Below are 17313 nucleotides of genomic sequence, written 5' to 3'. Positions count from 1 at the left end.
CGTCATGCCGCTGCCGTGCAGCCGGCTCATCGGTGCGTACAGATCGTCTTGGCTTGTAAACTGGCTCGCCTAGATTTGAGTAGCCCCTCGTTTTCTAGACGCCTTGAGCCATCAAAGCCTGCTGCCGTTCGAACTCGACGGGCGACAGCATCCCGTTCCTGACATGCTTGCGGACCGGGTTGTAGAACATCTCGATGTAATCGAACACGTCCTGCCGGGCTTCGTCGCGGGTTTTATAGGTCCGACGCCGGATGCGCTCACGCTTGAGCGAGGAGAAGAAGCTCTCGGCCACGGCATTGTCGTGGCAGTTGCCGCGTCGGCTCATCGAGTGCTCAAGATTGTGAGCGCGGATGAAGGCAGCCCAGTCCATGCTCGTGAACTGCGATCCCTGGTCTGAATGGATCAGCACCCGACACTTCGGCTTACGCCGCCAGACCGCCATGTGCAGCGCCTGCAAAACAACATCGGTTGTCTGACGGCTTTGCAACGACCATCCCACCACGCGACGGGAGTACAGATCGAGCACGACCGCCAGATAGGCGAAGCCCTCCATCGTGCGGATATAGGTGATGTCCGTCACCCAGGCGCGATCAGCCTGCGGCACGTCGAACTGCCGATCCAACGTGTTGGCAGCGACGGCCGAAGGCCTTCCTCCTGAACTGCCTGGACGCCGCTGGTAGCCGATCTGCGCCTTGATGCCTGCCAGGTTGGTCAGGCGGGCAACGCGATTGGGACAACAGGTCTCGCCCTGATCGAGCAGATCGTCGTGCAACTTTCGATACCCATAGACCTTGCCGCTGTCGCTCCAGGCCTGCCGGATCAATGCAATCTGCCGAGCATCTTCTTGCGCTCGCCGGCTCAGCGGCGCTTTGCGCCAGGCGTAAAAACCGCTGGGCTGGATCGCCAGGCACCGGCACATCGCGCGGACGCCAAACTGGTTCTGATGCTCGGCAACAAACGCGTATCTCACTTGGCATCCCTGGCGAAATACGCGGTGGCTTTTTTTAAGATGTCGCGCTCCTCGGTCACCCGAGCCATCTCGCGCTTCAACTGGCGGATCTCTGCGTCCTTATTGCCGTCGCCCGACGCGACCTTCGCAAACCGCTTCTTCCACGCATACAGCGAGTGTGGGCTGACGCCGAGGCGCTGCGAAACCTCCGCTACCGGGTAACCCCGCTCCGTGATCTGCACCACTGCGTCACGCTTGAACTCATCGCTGAAATTGGGTTTCCCCATCGTCGCCTCCTGTCCTCAAAATTAGGACCCGAGGCGTCCAGAAATCTAGGGGCTACTCAATTTGGCCTCCCCAGCATGCGAGCTGAGGCGCTGAAACCTTGTCAGTAAGTAGCCGAAGGCCCAATTCGAACCAGCTTTGGCCGGGGCGCGGGCGTGCATGTCCAAGCTTTCTTCGTGGCCTAAGACGCGCGCGCCTTCATTGCAGGTTTCCAATCTTCGGCTCGATTAGCCATCTCATCGACGATAAATTACCCTGCTGGGCGACGCTTTTAGTTCAGGGTTGCCAACCAGGAACGAGCGCCATGAGCCGAAGCGCCTCGATGTGACCGATTGCCTTACAGGCGACCAGAGGTTCCAAATCGGCTGCCGCGAGATGACGCAGTTCAGGCTGAGCGAACGGTGGCGTCTTTAAAGTCGCCAAGCATTCGATGATTTCGATGATGGTCCAGCTACGGACATCCACCTCAATCACGCGTCGCTGCTCAAAGGTCCAGATCGTTTCGCTGTCGGTCAGCACACTTCCGTTCAGACCGGACGATCGCAGCCACAAGCCGCGCACGGTCGTCCAGTGAGGCGGTAGGACAAGCCGACGGCCGCCTCTCACAATGTCACCTGAGCGATCTGGCGGCGCGCGCATGCACAGTCCATCTCCGCTAGCGCCGCTAGATATGCGACCTCCGTGATGGTCATGCGCCACTCGAACTGCTCGCCGCCGCAAGCCGTTTGTGCGATCGTTCGATTGGCCGGTAATGAGATAAATCCGTCCAGCCGGGCGACTATACCGCGCAAACCAGTCCGATACTCGTGCGCTGCCCGCACGTTGTTGAAACCGTCCATATGTCCTCCGCGTCGCGGGGGCCTAGGCGAGCTGCCTTTTGCTCCTTCCCATCACGACACGGCGCTCCTCACGCTTCAACTTCATATCAGGAATCGTTTGAGTGGTAGGACAATCACGACAGAGACATTGGCTAGACTTGATATTTCTAATCAGACATTGACGGTATCAGCGCCCGCGATCGCGTGGTCTACCAATACCAGAACTCGGCATTTCTGCCTCGACCTTATCTGCGATGATTATTCGGTTCCATTGAAGATCTGATTTAAACTTATCGTTTTCTGACGATGGCCGCGCAACGGCGTTGAGCATTTCCCATCCACCGGGAATTTCCCGTAACGCGCAGACGCTTTCCCATACCGCTGCAGAACTGAAGCCGATATTTAGGTAATCGTCGCTTCGCACGATCGCACCAAGACCTGCCCCAAGGTAGTGCGATGGCATCGCGGCTGCTTCATCGAGAAGATCGCGCTGCGGGCTTGGCAACCCCCGATACTGCGGTGACTCTCGGTGGGCGGCTAGCTTATTGGAAAGCCAAGGTTCAGGAAAAAGTGCCTCTTCAACGGCCGAGTGAGTGCGCCCGACAGGTTTGCTATTTGGAGCCGTCGCTTGCCCACGCGTCAACGTCGTCGGCGTTGCTCGGCCGTCTACAGGACGACCTGCGATGTCAAGCAATGCACCGTTCTGAACTTTTACTGGCATCGGAGGGGCCGCTCGATCAACCGTCCGAGTTTTAGCGATATCGCGGGCACGCTCTGTGAATGACTTTATGCGAATTTCGCCTTTCGCCAGCGTGTTCGGCATCTGGCTGTTGTCTGCTTTCGAGCGGTTCCCGTCCTCGCTCCGAGTCTCTTTAGTCTCCGAATGCTTCTTCCCGCGGGGCAGCGTCTCCTGATCCGCGACGGAAGCGGGATCCATCGCGATGACCGGCGAAATTGGACGACGTTTCGGACGCCGTGGGATGCGATCGTCTGTTAGCTCCGGCGCTGGCTCATTGGGATCAACGGCGCTCGCTTGCTTAGCCGAACCATTCGGAGAAGCTTCATCTGACGAACGGGTCAGCGGATTGTCCGACGAGGGACCGTTATTTTGCGCGTGTGGGTCTGGCTCATTCTGAAGCGCCGCATTAGTCGCAACGGTGTCGGGACCGATTAGTCCAACCGCATCGCCCGAGATCGGCTTCATGCGAGCGGCAGAAGCCGACATCGGCTTGTCAGCGGTATTCGGCAGTTTTGGCGAATCAGTAAAATCGATGTTTCCGGATTCTTGGAAGGGACGATCATGGATCCTCGCCTCGTTTTCGGCTTGATCATTCTCGCTTATTTCTACCTCTGAGAGCTGGCTTAGGGCGATATACTTCCCCCTCGTATCTGGAGCGTCCATGGCATGGGCCTGGACGTCCGCCCTAGAAATCGATCCCGGTCCACCATCGTCTTCGCCGCTCAAGCGTGGGTAGAAGTTTGCTGCGCCCAGTGCGGCCCTGACATCCTCGTCAAGATTCCAACTGGCGGTAATCGGGGCCGTAGTTTCCACAGACTTGGTCTCTGCAGATGTCGGTTGTTTTGCGAACAGCCCGGCGTCGTTTGGCCGAAACGTCCGGGTCGCGACTGGGACAACAGCAGCGCTGACTCCGCCTGAACCGGCACGTAGCGGCGAGAGTGCCGACACCAGTTTTACCGTCGAGTGATCCGTTACGGGTTTCATCATCTCGCCGCGTTCTTGCGTCGCATGCGGCTTGCCAATCAAGATTTTCTCGTTCGGCGCGTTCCTGTTGACGAAGGCAACGTCAGCGTCGAAGCGGCCTCGCAGAAACAGCGGATGCGCCCCATAACGCCGGTTAAGTGTTGCTATCGCATCGTTGGCTGTTTTCGGGTGCCGTGTCCGGACTTCAAGTTGGTCAACACCGTGTTTCGCGACGTAGCGGAGCAGGCGCCCAACGCCGTCGGTCTGCGCCAAGATGGCCGCTTCAAGAGCACGGTCTGCACGAAACGCAAAGGCGGCGTTTACGAGCAATTCAAGGTCGAGCGACTTGAGCCCCTTAAACTGCGTGCGCCCGTCCTCACGCCAAAGGTGAACAAACGTAGTAGCGTCATCAGCCTGTTGTGGATGCCGGTGAATGTATCGGATGAGCTCGTCGAAGTGCCGGTGCGGTGAAAGACGAGTGATATGCTGCGCCGCCAACACCGAGTTGGCAACCCAGGCCTGCTCTAACGCAATCCGGTCGCACAGCTTTTGAGCCCGCGCTTCCAGGCGCTCCATTTCCAAGGTATGACGTTGCGCTGTGGCTTGATACGGTGCGATGGCCTGCTCAATTTCATCCATGTGGGCGAGCGCCAGCTGGTGCCTGGCCGCGATCCTGCTCCGCTCTCGAACATCCGCCGATTTCGCCAGCCCGGCATCGATATCCGCAATAAGGCGAGCGCAGTTCTCGGCCAGCCGAACTGCCGCCGACAAAGCCATTTCACGCTGTAGAGCCACCTCATCGAGTGCATCACGGCCCTCTTCGATATGTTGAAATATGCCGATGAGCTCGTCTCTCAACTTTGCCATCGGCATGTCGCCCCCACTCGGCTCGACCGATTGCAACGCCTTAAGAATTTCGAAGTGACGATCACGCCGCTCGCGCGAACGGTTGGCCAGCTCGAGCTTGCGTGCAGACCAGTATGTTTGCGCATTGTCGCGATCTTTCGGCACATCGATGCCCGCCTTCACCAACGCCGAAGCCGCCTTGCCGAGCGACATCATCGGTGCCGCTGCTATGCCCATCTGTTCGTAGGTGCGCGGATCGTACAACCGTCCGGAACGTGCCCGCGTGAGATGGAAGTTACATATTTCGGCAAAACGTTTGCGCAGGGCAACAACGTCTGCGCTGGCACTGGTTTGATGAAACGTGCTTTGCCGACGTTCCTTCGTCCAGCCCGCCAGTTCGCCAGGACGGAGCTTGCGGCCCGAAGCAAGATCAAAGCGACCGTCCGCGCCGCGCCTGCATATCGCTGGATAGAATATGAAATGAGGATGATGATTGGCGCGGTGGTTGTAGCCATTGGGTCTGTGAAGTGCTGCTGTGAAGGGAAGGCCAAGGGTGTCAAGCTCTGCACCAAACTGTGTGACGATGTCCCTATGCGCGGCGGCATCAAGCTCGGCTGGCAGTGATGCTACGAACTGTTTTTGCACTTGCCCAAAACGTGGTCGAACGAAGTGCAGCCCTCGTGCCTTCAGGTCCGCGCCGTAGGTTGTGCCAAGCTGTCCTGCCCAGTCGAGATCTTCTTGTCGAAGCTCGAGTTCCAGCAATCGGCTACCGTCGCGGACGTAGCAGCGACCTTGATCAATTTGCTCCCCTCTCCTGAGCGCCGCAACAATGTTGATCAGGGCTGCCGGGGCGTTCGGGTCGGCGCTCAGCGTCTCCCAATCGCTTTCGCTCATCGTGGTCAGGTTCAATCGCAGGCGCGGCGCGCCGGCCTTGCGTTCGACCCTCCAAGCTTCTTCCCAGAACGCGATGCGTTCTACACCAACGTCCGAGATGTTCGAGTGAATGAAGACGACGCGAGAGTCCGGGTCGTTGACTGAATCATCGGCTTGATCACCATCGACGACATAGCGCTCGGAACCTGCTGCCCTCGACAATTCACGGGCCCAGTTGTCGGTAAGATACCGTTCTTGCCCTACCGCAGCATTAACTGAACTACGGCCTGCTGCGGTCGCGCTGTCGCTTCTGGAGATCGTCGAAAGGCGCGTGTGAAAACTGATTGCGCCATTCGCCGCGGTCGGCCGTTCGCCGGCAGCCGGTCGTTGAAGATTGATGGTACCGACCCAACGAGACTTCCGGCTTGTCACGTCTTGGATTCCACGCTGCCGTCCAGGCCTGACTGTCCCGACAAGCGCTTCCCGCTCCTGCCAATCGATACGTCGACGCAACGCTTCGGTCATGTGAGTTACGTCGGCGGGAACGGGCATCTCGGTGTCCAGGATGATGGTGCGACAACCAGCATGCCCGAATGGCGATACGCAGTAATGGGTAACTAACAATCGCCCAAGATATGCTGCCCCTACCCCGCCTTCCGGAGGCACAGCCAGAGGACCCCTGCGCGCTCGGCGTGCAGGCCGACCCTGCCCCCGACTTCCGCACGCGGAAATCCAATTATAGCGCAGCGCGCGCAAATACCGGCTTGAGCCGTTGTTTGCAGCTTTGCACAAAAACCTGAACTTCCCACTGTTTCCTCCCCCTCGCGTACACGTGCACGCGAACACGCATGTGCGGGTGAGCACGTCATGGGCGAAGGCGCGCACATCCGCGCCTGTGTGAAATGAAGATTTAGGTACCCTGTCAGGGGCTCGGTCAGCCGCCTTAAAACATGGTCGATGACGCACTGTCGCATCATCAGGAGCCAAAGACAATGACCAATAAAACCGACCCCGCCATCACGGGTGTGCTCGCTGCTCTCGCCGTCGAACTAGGCATCACGGCCAATCGGCAACCGTGGAGTATGGACCGGATCGCCGCTCTGATCGATATGCCTGCGCGACGTGATCTCGTCACCGAATTGCTGTTCGGCATCCTGCCTGCAACGATCGATGCCGGCCAATGGATTGCCTGGATACAGGGCGACCAGCCGCCAGTCCCGGCCAGTCTGCAGAACCCGGAGAACAGCGCCCGGCCATCCGCACGTGGCGCAGTGCAAGCAGCGACGACCAAGCATCAGTCGGCAATGGATAAAGTCGCCCGTCTGGAAGCGCAGCTGCTGCAGGCGAAGCAGGAACAGGTAGTTGCCGAAGCAGACCGTCAACGTAGTGCTGACCAGCTCCGCGCTGTGGTCGTCTACCGAATCATGGTCGAGATTGGCCGTCAGGCATCCGGTATCGCGCTGGGTCCTCTCTATGCCCTCGCGCGCGCGGTCTCCCCCTATCTGCAGCAGGATCTGGCGTTCGAAAACGCCCTCGACGATCAGGGACGTATCCTCCTGAACGAACGTCGCCAAACCCGCGAACAAGACAGTCGCGAGATGCTTGACCGGCTCGACCGCTACGCAGGCGAGCAGGCGCTCGAACTGAAGCTTCATCGCGCCATGCTGAAGGTGATCCGCGCCTTTCATGACGAGAGGGAAGCCGAGAACGCGGCAGCGCGTGAAGCTGGTGAGAGGTTGCCCACCGTCAGGAAGCGACAGGCGGTACGCCGCACCTCCGAGGCGCAACAGCGCGACGTCCACCCGGCCGCACCGCGGGCAGACGTCATCGATGTCTTCGATGCCTTCGCGAGCCTGCGGGCAGACGCTTCCAACGACAACGACGAGCCCGCGTGAGTTCATTCGTGGAAACAAATGCGAGTGGCTGCTCCGCTCAAATTGTCGAGCAGCCGGGACTTTTCGCCGAACATACGAACATGAATGAGGAGCAAAGACGATGGGCACGATCAACGACGTTAAGACCACAGCCTCCAGGGTTTCGACACATCCGGTAAACGGCCTTCCGAAGGCCGCCTCGTCCTCCCCGCAGTTGACGTTCGATCCAAAGCCGTCAGCCATGACGAAACGAGCGGCAAGCAACGACAATGGAGCGTCAGACAGGAAGTACGACCAGTACTATACGCGACCGGATGTCGCCGCCTTTTTCTACGACCGTTTCAAAGAATATTTCGATCCTTCTGACTACTTAATGGTCGAGCCTAGCGCCGGGACGGGATCGTTTTACAGGATATTGCCCAACGGCAGTATCGCCTTTGATATCGAACCTAAATACCCTGGTATCATTAACGCCGACTTTCTCGAGGTTGAAATCGAAACTGACCGCCCAATTGCAATCATCGGCAATCCGCCTTTTGGCAAGAACTCCAGCACAGCAGTCAGATTCTTTAACCATGCTGCTCGCCAGTCCAGCGTAATTGCGTTCATTCTGCCAAGGACGTTCCGCAAGGCATCGATCGTGAACCGGCTCGATCGTTCCTTCCATCTGGTGCGCGAATGGGATGTGCCTGCCGACGCATTCCTGTTCCGGTCCAAGCCGTACGATGTTCCAGCGGTATTCCAGATCTGGTGTCGCAAGCCGGAACTCCGCAAACCGCGGCCAGTCGAGACGCGACACCCCGACTTCAAATTCACGACGAAGGAATGTGCCGATTTCGCAATTCAGCGCGTAGGTGGACAGGCCGGTCGAGTGCATCAAGACTTTTCCAAGCGCCCGTCTGCGCATTACTTCATCAAGGGAAACGTCAGGCACGTCATGGAACAACTCGACTTCGCTAAAGTCGCTGGTGACGTTGCAGGCAATCCAAGCCTCGCAAAGTCCGAGATCGTCTCGATGTATCGCGAGTGGGAGTTAAAGAATTCGAAAATCAACGGTAGCTCGCGTATCATTACAAAACAGCTTTAGTACCTGAAGCTACGGTTCCTCCCGAGCATCGAATACAATCGGCATTTCGGCGGGATAAACCTCAGTGTCTGTCAGATCGCGACAGTTCGGAAATCAACCGAGTTTTTCGGCGGTGTGCCGGAACAGCGTATTCTTATTTCGACCATACACCGCTGACGTAAATGGCTTGCCAGAACAGAACACCCGGCATGGGCGGGAGAGAGAGAGCGCTCCGTCTTTTGACGCCCAATGCTTTGCCGACGCTTAAGCGATTACGCTGTCACCAACCGCACCCGCTCGCAAAAAGGTTCCGCGCTTTCACCATGGCCATGCGATTACGATCAGCCTCGCAGCCGCGCCTATTATACTCGTCTTGCGTTGGACGCAGTCCGCCACGTGCTGTTGGCGCAACTAAAATTTATCGGCTGGACATGAGGCGTTTCGCGAATTATATTCATTGTGCCTGGTTTTGAGATGCGCGAACGAGGCACAGGTATTCGACTGCTGCTCGGAGTGGTTGCACGATAGGTTGCCGGGGCGCGCTATCAACCCTGCCTTTCCTCTCCCCGCCCGTGTGAGCGCGGGCCGGCTTGGATCGCGAGGTTCGGGCATGCGGGGCACCGGAAGCGGTCTCGCCGACCCGAGTACAACTCATGACGACTTCCGTTCTATCTACGCCGCATTCGGCTACCCGCCTGCGTGCATCGCGCATGGCGACGCATGCGGTCTTGGCCTCTAATGTCATATCGACAGACATCGAGGCACGCGCGATAGGTTACATTCGCTCGGCTCTGACAAGCGATGCCAATGGGCTGCACTCCAGCACTGCTATCGACGCGTCACCCCTACCCGAACCCACCCCCGGTATTGTTTGGGAGGGCTCGCAGAGCGATCTACGCAACGTCGCCACTCCATCCCTATTGACCAAGTTGACGGTGCCGCCCCGCTATCGCCCGGCTGGTAACCCAAAATGGTGGGTGACCCGGATGCTCTTCGGCGGTTGCAACATCGACAAACCGGAACAACTGCAAAAAGACCTTGGGCTGGACCTCGATCGTCACGCAGCCAACCTGCATATCCTGCGGGACTCATGCCTAATAGGATGGCGGCGGTTGGTCCGTGGAAACCTTCTCGGGCTTTATCAGCTGGCGGAAACGACGCCGCAGCACGCGGGCCTGATCCGGAGTGTGGTTCATGATCACACGATCCTCATCGGGGCCCTTCGTGCACGCATGCTTGCCGAATATCTCCGTCGTATGGCAACCGAGCCGATGGGACCCCGCCTGGATATCGACGATCCGATTTGGGTAAAGCGCGGGGCCCTGTTTGCCGACCGTCTCGCCAGACCTGCAAAAAGCCTTGACCAGCTCCTGAGCAAGCTAGACCGCGACAAAGTTTACGACACGCCGCAGGAGGCATTCGCGTCCGCGCAGTTCGAGTATGATCCCCGGCTGTTGCAAATGGCCGAAAGAATCTCTGAGCAGCTCAGCGATGTCGATCTCCATGGAGACGCATTCACTGCGCTCGTTCGCGCAATACGAACCGAAATAGCCCCGTTAACGGCCATTACGCCTGCGATGCTACGTAAAGAAGGTTTCGGACGCAAGACCCTTGCCGAGGCGCAACTCGGCATGTCCGTTCCCGAGGCGGTTACCGTCCTCGCGATAAACCTTGTCTGCCTCAAGGGGCAGGTGCGAAAGGCCATGAAGGCGCTGGACGGCGGTTGCGGTCTTCCAGCCCTCTCACCCGTGCCAGCCGTTCCCGTGGGCGGCCGCGCGAAGGTGTGCCGCACCGCCAGTGCGCTGAAAGCCATCAGCGGCTGCGACCGTAATGTGGGAGACAGGAGTACCAATTCGGACAATAACTCTGGATCGACGCTGCTTGACCGCGTTGAGTCCCGGCTGGCGGAACCGATGCCAGCAGCCAGTCTCGACCAGTTTCAGCTGCTAATGCCAGAGTGGTCGCGGCGAAACGGCGAGTTTTAGATACCCTGTTCACTCATCGTCCGAGTCGTCATCCCATCATGGATGAGACCCGCTGCCACTGCTGTTTGCGCCACCCCACCCGACGCTGCCAATCCGGCCTTCGCCATCGGCATGGCGAAGCTCGTCCGGCTGATGGCGAAGCAGGCGGCAGCCGACCATTATGAACGCTGCGCGCCCGCCTCGCGGGCAACTAATGATCCCGGCACGCCCGCCGCTTAATATACTCCTGACAGAAGGTGCTCCTCTGCCATGCTGATGCGCCCTGCCCCCCGCATCGTCCTCTACGGGCGCCACTCGACCGCGATGCAGACGGCCACGTCGAGTATTGATCAGACCGAATCGTGCATGAAGCTCGTCACCTATGTTGGCGGCACCGTGATGGCAACGTATCATGACCCCGAACAGTCCGGCTATCGCCGTGATCGGGCGGGCCTGAGGAAACTGCTGGCGGACATCGAGTCGGGAACAGTCGACTTGATCGTCTGCGAAGCGCTCGACAGGCTTGCGCGCGATGCGGAGGATGTCGCGTGGCTCGGCAAGAAGCTGGCCTACCACCGTGTGCAATTGCACACGGTGAGCGAGGGCCATGTCGACGAGATCAAGTTCGCGGTTGCCGGGCTGCTGGGAGCGATCTTCCTCAAGCACCTTGTCGACAAGACCCTGCGCGGCATGGAGGCGGCAGTGCTTGCGGGGCGGTGCGCCGGTGGTCGCTCCTACGGCTACAGGCGGGTCATCCGCCTTGATGACCGCGGTGAGCGTATTCGTGGCCTGCTCGAGATCGACGAGGCGCAGGCCGCCATCGTCGAGCGCATATTCACCGAGTTCGCGGCCGGCGCTTCGTCCATCCAGATAGCGACCAAGCTGAATACCGACGGCGTGCCTGGCCCACGTGGCGGGCAGTGGAATGCCTCTACGGTCCGCGGCGACCCGAAAAAGGCGACCGGCATTCTCAACAACCCGCTTTATGTTGGCCGGCTGGTATGGGGACGCCGGCAATGGCGTCGCAACCCCGACAGCGAGAAGCGCGAGCGACGCTATCGCCTACGCGAACATTCAGAATGGATCGAGGTCGCCGTGCCGGATCTGCGCATCGTCGATGACGCACAGTGGAGCGCGGTTCAGGCACAGATCGAGCAGCGTTCGCGTCCCAGCACCGATGTTCCGGTCGCCCGTCAGAACCGCAAGAAGCACTTGCTGTCGGGTCTCATCCGCTGCAGCTGTTGCGGGTCGGGCTACACTATCTCGGGCAAGGACTATTATCGCTGCGCCGGTCAGAAGGAGCGCGGCAGCTGCTCGAACACGGTCTCGGTCCGAAAGGGCCCTCTCGAAACGGCAACCCTATCGATTCTCCAACACCAGTTGCTAACCGAGGATCATGCTCGGCTGTTCGCCGAGGAGTTCCAGCGGGAGCTGGCGCGGCTGACGAGCACGTCGGCGAGGCAGGATCAATCGATCATCGACCGCCTCGCCGTCGTTACCCGCGAGATCGACACGCTGGCCGCCAACATGCTGGCAGCGGTGGCCAGCCCCGCCCTGCTGAAGCTCCTTGGCGACCGCGAGTCCGAGAAAGCGCGCCTGGAGAAACAATTGAGTATGCCAACGGCGGTCGCGCCCTCCGCGACGATCCTGTCGCATCCGGCTGTGCAGCAACTGTTCAAGGAGAAAGTCAGCCGGTTGCGCGAGGCGCTCGACGCTGAGACGGTCCGCGGCGAAGCGGCAGAAATCCTGTCGACGCTCATCGAAAGCGTGACGATCTACCCGGACGGCAGGGATGGCCCGGAGGCGGAGGTCGTCGCTAAGGTCGCAGACCTCGTCGCCTTTGCCACAAACGACAACGCCGCCCGTGAGGGCGGCATGTCGAGTTCTATGGTGGTGGTTGCGGGGACGTGCAGCCACTTTGATTTGTTGACCAACGGTCGTTGCTAACGCCATTTTTGGCTCAATGTATACTGTACACCATCATCACTTTAGGCCGACACATAATACTGGAATAGTTAGCAGCTTCGCCGGTGCCGTAGCCTAACGCGGGACTTTTAGTCAGCGCATGGGTCATCCGCTGGTACTGGATCGAATGGACGAGGTGCTGCGCATCTTTCGAAAGTCTGCTCCCGCAGCGGTATTCCGAAGCGCGTTCACCGCGACAGGCATCACCAGCATGCCGCCGCTCGTGCATCGCCTACATATCCCGTGATTGCCCTCCAAACGCATAGGCTGAGCAAGCGATTCACGCGGGTACGTTAGACACATCCCTAATGTGTTCAATCTCGCTGTTGCCGACTTTGCTTGAACGGGATTTGTGTTCCAAACCACATGCTCAATCAGGGTACACCCGGATTGACGATAAGCGTGACTTCCCGCCCTTTTGGTAGGTGACGGAAAACCTCCGGATTTTGGTTTCCACACAGTCGAACAAAGCGACAGGGTTTGTCGCATGTGCCACGCATCGGCTGGGGCAACCCTGGTCGCCTGACCTACGCCTGACGACAATCATGTGTTTTCCGACAGTCTCAAAACGCTGCGGCAGCCTATACCAGCGTCATGACCAAGATACCGGATACGCACAAGAGATCGCAGGTTTCACCGGAATCCTCATTTTTGCACCTGAACGACAGCGCCCGGCATCATCGGGTCGCCCGGAGCAATGACGAGGTAACGGCGCATGTCGCCTTTCGCGTCGCTGACGATCTGGCGGAGCGGTCCGAGCGTGTAGTCGCTGACGATCTGGCGGAGCGGTCCGGCCCGCAGGTTTCACCGGAATCCTCATTTTTGCACCTGAACGACAGCGCCCGGCATCATCGGGTCGCCCGGAGCAATGACGAGGTAACGGCGCATGTCGCCTTTCGCGTCGCTGACGATCTGGCGGAGCGGTCCGAGCGTGTTTACTATCGCGCCGCCCGCCGGATTGGTCATGAACTTCGCCAGAGGCTGGATCACGCCGCTGCCRTCAGCGTGGGAGGATARTCCAAGGACATAGGGCATCTTTGGGCTGAGGCCCGCAACCGCCGCCTGCAAAATCTGGACCTGGCCTTGATCGAACAGCGTGACCTGGCTGCGCCCAGTCCCGGATAGAGTCAGCTGGATCTTCATGCCGGCCTGCGCGAGCGGCACCAGGTTTGCACGGCCATCGCCTACCGGCACCGCGCCGGGAGCCGCTGGAAATCCTCGCCGACCAGCAATTCCGAACAGCGTGACCTGGCTGCGCCCAGTCCCGGATAGAGTCAGCTGGATCTTCATGCCGGCCTGCGCGAGCGGCACCAGGTTTGCACGGCCATCGCCTACCGGCACCGCGCCGGAAACATATGCCACGCCTTGCGGCCCCTGACCGATCGGAATTGTCTCGATGACGGTGTTGCTGGCGGTATCGATCGCCGCGACCGAATCGGCGTTCTCCAGCCCGACATACATCCGCGTGCCGTCGCCCGACGGCCAAAGGCCATGAGGAAGCGCGCCGACCGGAATGCTCGCGACCTGCACGAAGTCGGTAGTGCGGAATACCTTGACGACGTTCTCGGTGCCGACCGTTACATAGGCGAACTGGCCGTTCTTATTGCGGGCGATATTGACGTGGTTGGTGATCGCGCCGGTATCGAACGTCTTCAGCACTGCGAAGGGCGGCTTGGCGTCAAACACCATGACCTTGCCGACGTCCTTCAGCGTCAGCCAGACCTGCGTGCCATCGGGCGTCGCGGCGATGTCAGGGCAGAACGGGCTCGCCTGCTTGACGCGACCGACGATCTTCTTCGAGGCGGTGTCGATCACCACGGTCTCGGGTGTGAAGCTCGAACAGACGTAACCGTATTTTCCGTTCGGCGAGAAGATCGTCATGCCGGGGCCGTTGGGGACGGGGATGCGCGTGGTCGGCGCGAAGGTCTTGCCGTCGAGCACCTGGATATAATCCTCGCCGCGCACCGCGACCCAGACTTCGCGACCGTCGGGGCGGAAAAACGCCTCATGCGGCGCTCGGCCAGATCGCGCACCAGACCAGCGTGAAACTGCTCGGGCCGTTGGGGACGGGGATGCGCGTGGTCGGCGCGAAGGTCTTGCCGTCGAGCACCTGGATATAATCCTCGCCGCGCACCGCGACCCAGACTTCGCGACCGTCGGGGCGGAAGAACGCTTCGTGCGGCGATCGGCCCACATAGGTCGTGTGCTTCACGGCATTGGTCGCAGTGTCGATGAACGTCACCGAGTTCGAGCCGATCGAGATTACCGCCAGCGTCTTGCGATCAGGCGAGAAGCCCATGCCGTGCACGAGCAGCTGTCCTTTGTAGAGCGGGCTGAGGTTCGAGGGGGTCTGGTCGCCGAGCTTTATCACGCCGAGCAGCGTGTTGGTCGACGGATCGATCACCGACACGGTGTTGGAGAACTGGTCCGAAGTGTAGAACCGATCGTGCGCGCTAACAGGGATGTCGGGGGTCGCGTTCGGTACCTGCTGCGCAAATGCCGGGGCCGAAAAAGACAGGGCAGCACAGGCGGTTAAGGTAAAACGCTTCATGGACGGTCTCCGTGATGGGGGTGACCGGTCGCGGTCGGTTCAGTGTGAAGCGGCAACGCGCCGCCTTCGGATAAGATGCCCTGCATCACCGCGATTTCTTGACGCTGTTCGACGATGATTCCCTGGGCGAGCCGGCGCAGGCGTTCATCCTTGCCGAACCGCAGTTCGACTTCGGCCATGTCGATCGCGCCCTGATGATGCGGGATCATCATCTTTGCGAAGTCGCGATCGGGATCGCTCGAATAACCGGTCATCATCGCGCCGTGCATCCGCGCCATCGCCGCATCCATTGCGGACGCGAAACCGTCCGTTTGCGCTAAAGCACCCGTCGATACGGACACGGCTATCGCCGTTAGCAAGGCCGTGCGAGATTTCATCGTCATGCCTTTAGTGTTCCCATTTATGACACGCGAGCGATGAATGCCGAGCGTGACAGCGTAAGTAATTGCGGCGCAGCCGCCGGTCCAACGCATAAGCATGGTCGTTCCGATCATCTAACAAGAACGGTAGGCGATCTATGATCGCGTTTTCGTATTGAAACCATCGCGACTATGCGTTGGACGCGAGGGACATATCGGTCGATCTAGCGGCATCGGACTGGCACGATCACCCGCCGGATCCGCGATAAGGATCAAACGATGAAAGCCACGATCGTTCTGGTTGCCGCGATGTTGGCCTCCGTAGCGCCAGTCCCGGCGATCGCTCAGGCCTATTGGGCTGCACCTGCGGCGGACGACTTTCCCTGCGATATCAAGGCGGTTCAGGCACCGTGGTCGAAGGCTGATATCGACCTTAGTCATCATGACCGGATCTATGTGTCTGACCCKACATCGACGAAGATCGTTGTCATCGATCCTGCAGCGGGCAACGAACTGGGACGSATCGACCTCGCCAAAAGCGCGATAGCTGAGCCCAGCTTTTCCAGCYCCAAAGTCCAGCACCTGGCTGCAACGCGTGACGGGCGGACCCTGGCGGTATCGGCATTAGCGCAGCACAGTGTGACGCTCGTAGATCTGGCCACGAACCAGCACAGTGTGACGCTCGTAGATCTGGCCATTTCCAGCCCCAAAGTCCAGCACCTGGCTGCAACGCGTGACGGGCGGACCCTGGCGGTATCGGCATTAGCGCAGCACAGTGTGACGCTCGTAGATCTGGCCACGAACACGGAACGAGGCCGGACCGTGTTCCAGACGTCGCCTACCGCCGTCGCGTTTACGCCCAATGGGCACGAACTCTGGGTTTCGCTCGGCGATGAACATGCCATCGCGGTCGTGGATCCTAAGACMGCGCGGGAGATCACCCGCGTACCAGCAAGTGGCGGAGCGGGCGCGACCATCCTGTCGCCAAACGGACGYTATGCCTTTGTATCGCTTACTGAAAGGCCGTCCATCCTGGTTGTCGACGTCGAGCATCGGCGCGTCGTCGGACACGTTGCCAGCAACGGTGCAGGTGCGGGAGCAATCGCGGTCTCGCCAGATGGCAAACARATCTGGGCAACACGCCGCGAGAGCGGCACGACCACGGTCTTTGCTGCCAAACCGCCGTTTGCGGTACGCGAAGTGATAAACACTGGTCCAGCAACGGGCGCGGTCAACTTCGCCCAGCGCGCRGACGATTCCTTTGCCTATGTCAGCGTTGGCGGCGATCAACCTGCAATCAAGGTCTATAGAACCGACAGCCTGGAGGCTGTGRCAACCRTCCCGCTACAAGCGGCTCCGAGTGCGGTTTGGCCGTCGGGCGATGGTACGAGGATCTATGCCAGCCTGGCCGGAACCAACAAGGTCGCTGGGATCGACACGCTGACGTACACCACCGYGTCGACGATCCCGATCAGTACGGATGCGCARAGCCTGATCTACGTTCCTGGTGCCGTRMGATCAGGAAAAGGTCTCGCCAATCTRGTGCCATCCGGGCGCGATGCGGCGCTTGCCCTGGCGGCGCGTTGATCGGTCTYACACCGTCTGTAATCTYCCAACGAAAGCCCTTTCCAAAATGACCAAGCCCCCCGTCAGGATCGCGATCAGCGGTGCCGCAGGACAAATTTGCTATTCGCTGCTCTTCCGGGTCGCGCAGGGTGACGTGTTCGGACCGGACCAGCCCGTTATCCTTCAACTGCTCGACGTGCCGCAGGCGMTGGACGCAGTACGCGGCGTGGTCATGGAACTGGAGGATTGCGCGTTCCCGCTGCTGGCAGATGTGATCATTACTGATGATCCGATGGTGGCTTTCAAGGACATCGATGCGGCCATGCTGGTCGGGTCTCGTCCCCGCTCGAAGGGCATGGAGCGCCGTGATTTGCTCGCTGCCAACGCAGCGATCTTCAAGACGCAGGGCGCAGCGCTGGACGCAGTGGCCAAACGCGACGCCAAGATCCTGGTCGTCGGAGTGGCCAAACGCGACGCCAAGATCCTGGTCGTCGG

The 17313-nt window shown here is 59.8% G+C and carries 13 protein-coding genes; 6 read left to right on the top strand and 7 right to left on the bottom strand.

Going from position 1 to position 17313, the window contains the following annotated elements:
• Positions 1-94 precede the first annotated feature (94 nt).
• The 4 genes from ASE72_RS19275 to ASE72_RS19950 all read right to left on the bottom strand — a co-directional run bounded on the left by ASE72_RS19275 (position 95) and on the right by ASE72_RS19950 (position 6025).
• Positions 95-1236, bottom strand: a protein-coding gene (locus ASE72_RS19275; protein WP_156350692.1) for an IS3 family transposase whose coding sequence is annotated in 2 segments (ribosomal slippage) — positions 95-996 and positions 996-1236 — 1143 coding nt in all. Because the reading frame shifts where the segments join, the coding sequence is not laid out codon by codon here.
• A 274-nt stretch (positions 1237-1510) separates the two neighbouring features.
• Complete coding sequence (locus tag ASE72_RS19265; protein WP_056025607.1) at positions 1511-1753, bottom strand: hypothetical protein; 243 nt, start codon at positions 1751-1753, stop codon at positions 1511-1513.
• Positions 1754-1836: 83 nt separating this feature from the next.
• Entirely contained in the window at positions 1837-2073 is a 237-nt protein-coding gene (locus ASE72_RS19260; protein ID WP_056025604.1) for a hypothetical protein, read from the bottom strand.
• 166 nt (positions 2074-2239) lie between these two features.
• Positions 2240-6025 carry a MobA/MobL family protein gene (locus ASE72_RS19950; RefSeq protein ID WP_082446316.1) on the bottom strand — a complete coding sequence of 1262 codons (3786 nt, stop codon included), beginning with the start codon at positions 6023-6025 and terminating at the stop codon, positions 2240-2242.
• Positions 6026-6465: 440 nt separating this feature from the next.
• Between ASE72_RS19950 and ASE72_RS19240 the strand changes: the two genes are divergently transcribed.
• The 4 genes from ASE72_RS19240 to ASE72_RS19225 all read left to right on the top strand — a co-directional run bounded on the left by ASE72_RS19240 (position 6466) and on the right by ASE72_RS19225 (position 12324).
• Positions 6466-7368 (top strand): hypothetical protein, encoded by a 903-nt coding sequence (locus tag ASE72_RS19240; protein WP_056025593.1) that lies wholly within the window; start codon positions 6466-6468, stop codon positions 7366-7368.
• Between the two features lie 100 nt (positions 7369-7468).
• Positions 7469-8434, top strand: a complete 966-nt coding sequence (locus ASE72_RS19235) for an SAM-dependent methyltransferase (protein WP_235532467.1) — start codon at positions 7469-7471, stop codon at positions 8432-8434.
• Positions 8435-9066: 632 nt separating this feature from the next.
• Positions 9067-10398, top strand: coding sequence for a hypothetical protein (locus ASE72_RS19230; RefSeq protein WP_156350691.1), 1332 nt, complete (start codon positions 9067-9069; stop codon positions 10396-10398).
• 249 nt (positions 10399-10647) lie between these two features.
• Positions 10648-12324 carry a recombinase family protein gene (locus ASE72_RS19225; protein WP_056025587.1) on the top strand — a complete coding sequence of 559 codons (1677 nt, stop codon included), beginning with the start codon at positions 10648-10650 and terminating at the stop codon, positions 12322-12324.
• An 834-nt stretch (positions 12325-13158) separates the two neighbouring features.
• Here the strand turns inward: ASE72_RS19225 and ASE72_RS19220 are convergent.
• Genes ASE72_RS19220 through copM form a run of 3 tightly spaced genes read right to left on the bottom strand, consistent with a single transcriptional unit; the run spans position 13159 to position 15387 of the window.
• Positions 13159-14307 (bottom strand): YncE family protein, encoded by a 1149-nt coding sequence (locus tag ASE72_RS19220; protein WP_235532466.1) that lies wholly within the window; start codon positions 14305-14307, stop codon positions 13159-13161.
• Positions 14308-14347: 40 nt separating this feature from the next.
• A complete protein-coding gene (locus tag ASE72_RS19215; protein WP_235532465.1) occupies positions 14348-14893 on the bottom strand; it encodes a YncE family protein in 546 nt (181 codons plus the stop codon).
• Positions 14890-15387 carry a CopM family metallochaperone gene (gene copM / locus ASE72_RS19210; RefSeq protein WP_235527837.1) on the bottom strand — a complete coding sequence of 166 codons (498 nt, stop codon included), beginning with the start codon at positions 15385-15387 and terminating at the stop codon, positions 14890-14892. Before copM ends, ASE72_RS19215 begins: the two co-directional genes overlap by 4 nt.
• Before the next feature lie 144 nt (positions 15388-15531).
• Here copM and ASE72_RS19205 point away from each other — a divergent pair, with 144 nt between their 5' ends.
• Both ASE72_RS19205 and ASE72_RS19200 read left to right on the top strand, forming a co-directional pair.
• Positions 15532-16839: a YncE family protein gene (locus tag ASE72_RS19205; protein WP_056025583.1), complete on the top strand. Its 1308-nt coding sequence runs from the start codon at positions 15532-15534 to the stop codon at positions 16837-16839.
• Positions 16840-16885: 46 nt separating this feature from the next.
• Positions 16886-17313, top strand: a 428-nt coding sequence (locus ASE72_RS19200) for a lactate/malate family dehydrogenase (protein ID WP_443024792.1), incomplete at its 3' end; no start/stop codon positions are given.

It is taken from the genome of Sphingomonas sp. Leaf20, assembly GCF_001421535.1.
In the GTDB taxonomy this organism is placed as follows: Bacteria; Pseudomonadota; Alphaproteobacteria; order Sphingomonadales; family Sphingomonadaceae; genus Sphingomonas.
The sequence above is the reverse complement of the archived record's forward strand: the minus strand, read 5'-3'. Positions and strand labels throughout refer to the sequence as shown.

What these genes read in the sequence shown, in the direction of transcription:
- ASE72_RS19260 (WP_056025604.1), bottom strand. Translation starts at nt 2,073, where the DNA reads ATGGACGGTTTCAACAACGTGCGGGCAGCGCACGAGTATCGGACTGGT.
- ASE72_RS19950 (WP_082446316.1), bottom strand. Translation starts at nt 6,025, where the DNA reads ATGCCCGTTCCCGCCGACGTAACTCACATGACCGAAGCGTTGCGTCGA.
- ASE72_RS19240 (WP_056025593.1), top strand. Translation starts at nt 6,466, where the DNA reads ATGACCAATAAAACCGACCCCGCCATCACGGGTGTGCTCGCTGCTCTC.
- ASE72_RS19235 (WP_235532467.1), top strand. Translation starts at nt 7,469, where the DNA reads ATGGGCACGATCAACGACGTTAAGACCACAGCCTCCAGGGTTTCGACA.
- ASE72_RS19230 (WP_156350691.1), top strand. Translation starts at nt 9,067, where the DNA reads ATGACGACTTCCGTTCTATCTACGCCGCATTCGGCTACCCGCCTGCGT.
- ASE72_RS19225 (WP_056025587.1), top strand. Translation starts at nt 10,648, where the DNA reads ATGCTGATGCGCCCTGCCCCCCGCATCGTCCTCTACGGGCGCCACTCG.
- ASE72_RS19215 (WP_235532465.1), bottom strand. Translation starts at nt 14,893, where the DNA reads ATGAAGCGTTTTACCTTAACCGCCTGTGCTGCCCTGTCTTTTTCGGCC.
- copM (WP_235527837.1), bottom strand. Translation starts at nt 15,387, where the DNA reads ATGATCGGAACGACCATGCTTATGCGTTGGACCGGCGGCTGCGCCGCA.